Origin of the sequence: Mesorhizobium sp. M7A.F.Ca.CA.002.15.2.1 (assembly GCF_003998715.1) — a bacterium.
Taxonomy (GTDB): Bacteria; Pseudomonadota; Alphaproteobacteria; order Rhizobiales; family Rhizobiaceae; genus Mesorhizobium; species Mesorhizobium ciceri.
In genome coordinates, this window is the sequence record NZ_RZPI01000313.1 from 1 (window position 1) to 6216 (window position 6216).

6 protein-coding genes are annotated in these 6216 nt (G+C 65.6%); 4 read left to right on the plus strand and 2 right to left on the minus strand.

Annotated features, from left to right (window positions below):
• From ENZ74_RS18070 to ENZ74_RS18085, 4 genes are all read left to right on the plus strand, one after another.
• Positions 1–976, plus strand: a 976-nt coding sequence (locus ENZ74_RS18070) for a (2Fe-2S)-binding protein (protein WP_164761075.1), incomplete at its 5' end; no start/stop codon positions are given.
• 5 nt (positions 977–981) lie between these two features.
• Entirely contained in the window at positions 982–1311 is a 330-nt protein-coding gene (gene nirD, locus ENZ74_RS18075) for a nitrite reductase small subunit NirD (RefSeq protein WP_063168698.1), read from the plus strand.
• A 4-nt stretch (positions 1312–1315) separates the two neighbouring features.
• Positions 1316–4177: a nitrate reductase gene (locus ENZ74_RS18080; protein ID WP_063168697.1), complete on the plus strand. Its 2862-nt coding sequence runs from the start codon at positions 1316–1318 to the stop codon at positions 4175–4177.
• 99 nt (positions 4178–4276) lie between these two features.
• A complete protein-coding gene (locus tag ENZ74_RS18085; protein WP_024503962.1) occupies positions 4277–4543 on the plus strand; it encodes a BrnA antitoxin family protein in 267 nt (88 codons plus the stop codon).
• 17 nt (positions 4544–4560) lie between these two features.
• Here the strand turns inward: ENZ74_RS18085 and ENZ74_RS18090 are convergent, their stop codons facing one another.
• A complete protein-coding gene (locus tag ENZ74_RS18090) occupies positions 4561–4917 on the minus strand; it encodes a cupin domain-containing protein (RefSeq protein ID WP_013530464.1) in 357 nt (118 codons plus the stop codon).
• Between the two features lie 9 nt (positions 4918–4926).
• Positions 4927–6216, minus strand: a 1290-nt coding sequence (locus ENZ74_RS18095; RefSeq protein ID WP_127312898.1) for an FAD-binding oxidoreductase, incomplete at its 5' end; no start/stop codon positions are given.

Genomic DNA, 6216 nt, shown 5'->3' on the forward strand with positions numbered 1-6216 from the left:
CGAGGTCCGCCGGCTGATCATCGCCAAGCGCCTGAAGACCATTCCCGCCGTCATGCAGGAACTGGAATGGACGACCTCCTGCGGCTGCGCCAAATGCCGGCCGGCGCTCAATTACTATCTCGTCTGCGACTGGCCGGACGACTACGCCGACGACTACCAGTCGCGCTTCATCAACGAGCGCGTCCACGCCAACATCCAGAAGGATGGCACCTATTCGGTGGTGCCGCGCATGTGGGGCGGGGTGACCAATGCCGCTGAACTGCGCGCCATCGCCGACGTTGTCGACAAGTTTGAAATCCCGATGGTCAAGGTCACCGGCGGCCAGCGCATCGACATGCTCGGCATCCGCAAGGAAGACCTGCCGGCGGTGTGGGCCGATCTCGGCCAGGCCGGCTTCGTCTCCGGCCACGCCTATGCCAAGGGGTTGCGCACGGTGAAGACCTGCGTCGGCTCGGACTGGTGCCGCTTCGGCACGCAGGATTCGACGGGCCTCGGCATCCGCATCGAAAAATTCATGTGGGGCTCGTGGACGCCGGCCAAGGTCAAGATGGCGGTGTCGGGTTGCCCCAGGAATTGCGCCGAGGCGACCTGCAAGGATGTCGGCGTGATCTGCGTCGACTCCGGTTACGAGATCCATTTTGCCGGCGCGGCCGGCCTCGACATCAAGGGCACCGAAGTACTCGGCCTGGTCAGAACCGAGGACGAGGCGCTGGAGCATATCGTGGCGCTGACGCAGATGTACCGCGAGCAGGGCCGCTACCTCGAGCGCATCTACAAATGGGCCAAGCGCATCGGCATCCCCGAGATCAAGCGCCAGATCATGGACGATGGCGACAAGCGCAAGGCCTATTACGAGCGCTTCGTCTTCAGCCAGAAATTCGCCCAGGTCGACCCGTGGTCGGAACGCGTTTCCGGCAAGGACAAGCACGAATTCCGGCCAATGGCTTCGGTCGGTTTTGCGCAGGCGGCGGAGTGAGCGTCATGAACTGGATATCGATAGGCTCTCTCTCCGACATCCCTCGCCGCGGCGCGCGCTGCGTCGCCACGCCGGAAGGAAAAATCGCGGTCTTCCGCACCCAGGACGATCAGGTCTACGCCATCGACGACCATTGCCCGCACAGAGGCGGACCGCTCAGCCAGGGCATCGTGCACGGCGCGGCGGTGACCTGTCCCTTGCACAATTGGGTGATTTCGCTGGAAACGGGCAAGGCGCTCGGCGCCGACGAGGGCGCGGTGCGCACCATTCCGGTGCGGATCGAAGGCGAGCATCTGTTCATTGCGCTGGAAGCGCTGGTCAGCCGCGCGGCCTGACCCCATGGAGATCGATGAAGCGCGCGAGGTGAGGACCACCTGCCCCTATTGCGGGGTGGGCTGCGGCGTGCTGGCGAAGGTCGCCGCGGACGGGCAAGTGTCCGTGCGCGGCGACCCCGACCACCCGGCCAATTTCGGCCGGCTCTGCTCCAAGGGCTCGGCACTGGCCGAGACCATCGATCTCGACGGCAGGCTGCTTCATCCAGAGATCCACGGCCGCCGCGCCGGCTGGGACGAGGCGCTCGACCTCGTCGCCTCGACCTTCTCGCAAACCATTGCCGAGCACGGGCCCGATGCGGTCGCCTTCTATGTCTCCGGCCAGTTGCTGACCGAGGACTACTACGTCGCCAACAAGCTGATGAAGGGCTTTGTCGGCTCCGCCAATATCGACACCAATTCGCGCCTGTGCATGGCCTCTTCGGTCGCCGGCCACCGCCGCGCTTTCGGCTCCGACACCGTGCCCGGAACCTATGACGATCTGGAGCTTGCCGACCTGATCGTGCTGGTCGGCTCCAATCTCGCCTGGTGCCATCCGGTGCTCTACCAGCGCATCGCGGCTGCCCGGGAAAAGCGGCCGGAGATGAAGATCGTGCTGGTCGACCCGCGTCGCACCATGACCGCTGACATTGCCGATATGCATCTGGCGATCGCGCCGGATGGCGACATCGCTTTGTTCACCGGGCTGCTCGCCTACCTCGGCCAGCACAATGCGCTCGACCGCACCTATATCACGACGCACACGACGGGCTTCGGGCAAGCGCTTTTCGCCGCCTCCGCGCTGGACCTGGCTGGCGTCGCCGCTGCCACGGGCCTGAGCGAGGACGAGCTTGACCGGTTCTACAGCCTGTTCGCGGCGACCTCCAAGACCGTGACCGTCTACAGCCAAGGGGTGAACCAGTCGTCTTCGGGCACCGACAAGGTCAATGCCATCATCAACTGCCATTTGGCCACCGGCCGCATCGGCAAGCCAGGGGCAGGGCCGTTTTCGGTGACCGGCCAGCCCAACGCCATGGGCGGGCGCGAGGTCGGCGGCATGGCCAACATGCTGGCTGCCCATATGGAGATCGAAAACCCCGATCATCGCGACCGCGTGCAGCGCTTCTGGAACGCGCCGGCCGTTGCCGGAAAGCCCGGCCTGAAGGCAGTCGAGATGTTCAAGGCGGTTGCCGACGGGCACATCAAAGCGCTGTGGATCATGGCCACCAACCCGGTCGATTCGATGCCGGACGCCGATGCCGTCGAAGCGGCGATCAAGGCGTGCCCGTTCGTGGTGGTGTCGGACGTGCTGGCCCGGACCGATACCGTCCGCCACGCCCATGTCCGGCTGCCCGCCGCCGCCTGGGGCGAGAAGGATGGCACCGTCACCAATTCCGAACGCCGTGTGTCGCGCCAGCGCGCTTTTTTGCGCGTGCCCGGAGATGCGCTGCCTGACTGGCGGATTATTGCCGAGTTGGGCAAACGGATGGGGTTTGGTGAGGCGTTTTCCTACGCGTCGCCGGCGGAGGTGTTTGCCGAGCATGCCGCGCTGTCGGGTTTCGAGAATGATGGTGCGCGGGATTTCGACATCGGGGCTTATGCCGGGGTTGATGCGGAGGGATATGAGGCGCTTGAGCCGTTCCAATGGCCAGCGCCGAGCCAAGGCGCCCCCCTCTGGCCTGCCGGCCATCTCCCCCTCAAGGGGGGAGATCGGCTGTCATGGCCGTCTTCGCCAATTCACAACGTCGCAAAGCGAAAGCAGTCGGCAAAGCTGCCAATCTCCCCCCTTGAGGGGGAGATGGCCGGCAGGCGAGAGGGGGGCGCTCAAGCTGGAGGTTGGCCAGAAGGGGTCGGCACGACTGGGCTCCAGGCTCGCTTCTTCGCCAACGGCAACTTCTTCACACCCGACCGCAAGGCGCGCTTCATCGCCATCCGTCCCACCACGGAAATCCGCACCAGCCCCGATTATCCGCTGATCCTCAACACCGGCCGCATCCGCGACCATTGGCACACCATGACGCGGACGGGGAAAAGCCCGCGGCTTTCGCAGCACATCGCCGAGCCCTTCGTCGAAATCCACCCGGCGGATGCGCAGCGCTTCGGCATCGGTGACGCCGACATAGCGCGCGTTTCCAGCCCGCGCGGTGATGTGCTGGTGCGCGCGCTGGTGACGGCGCGCCAGCGCCAGGGCAGCCTGTTTGCGCCGATGCACTGGACCGATCAGTTCTCGGCAAAGGGCCGGCTCGACACGCTGACCGCGCCGCTGACCGATCCCATTTCCGGTCAGCCGGCGCTGAAACATGTCGCCGTCCGCATCGAGAAATTCGCGGCAAAGGCCTTTGGCTTTGCGGTGGCTCGGCAGCGGCCGGAGCCTAATACTGCGCCCTACTGGGCCGTGGCCAAGTGCAAGGGCGGCTGGCGGGTCGAGCTTGCCTTTGCCGATGACGACATCGACTGGGCAGGCTTTGCCGGGTCGCTGTTCGGTACGTCATTGGGTGCCGAAATATCAGCTTATCACGACCGCGACGTCGGCCAGCACCGCATCGCCGCCTTCGACGACGACCAACTGTCAGGCGCCTTGTTCGTCGCGCCCGGCCCGGTCGCCGTGTCGCGCGGCTGGGCGGCGGAACAACTGAGCGCCGATCATGTTGATCGGCGCAGCAGGCTGGCGATCGTGGCCGGGCGGCCGGGCGGGATCGACGTCGATCGCGGCGCCATCGTCTGCTCCTGCTTCGGCGTTGGCGCCAACCAGATCACGGAAGCGGTACGCCGCGGCTGCGGCAGCGTCGCGGCAATCGGCGCGGCCCTGAATGCCGGCACGAATTGCGGCTCCTGCCGCGCCGAGATCAGGGTCATCATCGACGCACAGAGCCTCCAGGCAGCCGAGTGATCGTCCTGACCAAAGGGGCCTGCGCGACGGTGCTGGTTGGGCTATGGTGGCTCAGGCGTGCTACGTCGCGCACGAATCATCCTCAGTCAGGGTCATCCAATGGCAAATCCCCCGCGCCGACCGACAAATCCGATGGCGGCCGCCGAGGCGGCTTTCAAGCCGGTGAAGAAGCCGGCTGCCCCGGTCCGAGAGCCCACGGCCGCTCCAGGCGTCAGGGAGCTTGTTTCGATCCGAATCGACCGCGCCGTGCTGGACCATTTCCAGGAGGATGGACCCGGCTGGCAGGACCGCATCAACGACGCCTTGCGGCGTGTGATAGAAGGCAAGCCGATCGTTACCGGGGGTGATCGTTCAGACGACGAGTAGCGGCTGTTCCAGCCGGCTCACGCTTCGAAGTGCAGGATGTAGAGCTTCCGCGTCTTCTCGTGGATCGTCCATTCGCCTTTCCAGCCTTTCGGCAGCACCAGCATTTCGCCCGGACCAACGTCCTCGCTGCGGCCATCGGGACCATGCAGCGAGACCCGGCCTGACACGATGTGGCAGGTTTCGGAATTGGTCTCGCGCGAGGCCGTGAAGCGGCCCGGCGTGCACTCCCAGACGCCGACTTCCAGTGCGCCATCCGGCGAGGTCCACAGCGTCGTCGAGGCTTCGAACTGATCGCCGCTGATCGAGGTCGGCTTGGGCTCAGGCTCGCCGAGGTCGATGGAGGCGAGGTGGGCGAAGGTCTGGAAGTCGGTCATGGCAGTCTCTCAATGTCCTGTGATGCGGTCGGCGATTGCGGCCAGTTTCGACGTGTGCTGGAGGCCGGCTTCCTCGCGCTCGTCGGCGACGCGATAGAGCTGATACATCGAGTGGACGCCGAGCCAGCGCATCGGCTCTGGCTCCCATTTGCTGACCTTTCGGTTGACCCAGGGCAGGCGGGTCAATTCGGTGTCGCGGCGCAGGATGAGATCGCGCAGCGTTCGGCCTGAAAGGTTGGAACTCGAGACGCCGAGCCCGACATAGCCGCCGGCCCAGCCGATGCCGGTTTCAAGATCGAGCCCTGCCGTCGTGCACCAGTCGCGCGGCACGCCCAGCACGCCGCACCAGGCGTGGTCGATGCGAAGCCTGGCTGTCTGCGGCAGCAGCCGGGTGAGGATCGCGTGCAGGCTTTCGATCGTGGCCTGCTGCGTTTGGCCGCGCACATCCGTTTGCGAGCCGTAACGATAGGGTACGCCGCGTCCGCCCATGGTGATGCGGCCTTCCCTGGTGCGCTGCGCATAGCAATAGGCGTGCGCGGAGTCGCCCAGAAGCTCATGGCCCTCCCAGCCGATCTCGTCCCACAGTGATTGCGGCAGCGGCTCGGTGATGATCTGTGCGCTGTTGAGCGGCAGCCAGAGCCGTTCATTGCCTGGTATGCCGGCCGTGAACCCTTCCGTGGCACGGATGATGATCGGCGCGCGCACGGTGCCGCGGTTCGTCGTGACCTTGCCCTTCTCGATGCCGGTCACGGTGGTCTGCTCGTAGATCGGCACACCGAGCCGCTCGACGGCTTCGGACAGGCCGCGCACCAGCTTGGCCGGCTGCACACGCGCGGTGCCGTGGTGGATATAACCGCCAAGCACATTCCTGATGTTGATGCGGGCCTTGGCCTCTGCCTGGCCGATCAGGCTGACACGCTCGCTCGGCACGCTCCAGCCGATCGCATCGGCATAGGCGGCGTTGATCCGTTCGAGCTGCGGCGGGTTGGTCGCCACCGTCAGATTGTCGACGCGGCGGATGTCGGCATCGATGCCTTCGGCTTCGGTCACCTTGATCACTTCGTCGACCGTGCCATGCATGGCCGTTTCCATGTCGATGACAGCGCCGCGCGTCGAGGTCTGCAGATATTTCTCGCGCGACCAGCTGAAGCCGCCGGACAGCCAGCCGCCATTGCGGCCCGACGCGCCGAAGCCGGCGAACTCCCGCTCGACGATGGCGATGCGGATCGATGGATCGGCCTTCTTCAGGTAATAAGCCGTCCACAGGCCGGTGTAGCCGGCGCCGACGATGCAGACATC

Bases quoted from the DNA above. Each gene is read 5' to 3' on its own strand.
- nirD (WP_063168698.1), top strand. From the start codon at position 982: ATGAACTGGATATCGATAGGCTCTCTCTCCGACATCCCTCGCCGCGGC.
- ENZ74_RS18080 (WP_063168697.1), top strand. From the start codon at position 1,316: ATGGAGATCGATGAAGCGCGCGAGGTGAGGACCACCTGCCCCTATTGC.
- ENZ74_RS18085 (WP_024503962.1), top strand. From the start codon at position 4,277: ATGGCAAATCCCCCGCGCCGACCGACAAATCCGATGGCGGCCGCCGAG.
- ENZ74_RS18090 (WP_013530464.1), bottom strand. From the start codon at position 4,917: ATGACCGACTTCCAGACCTTCGCCCACCTCGCCTCCATCGACCTCGGC.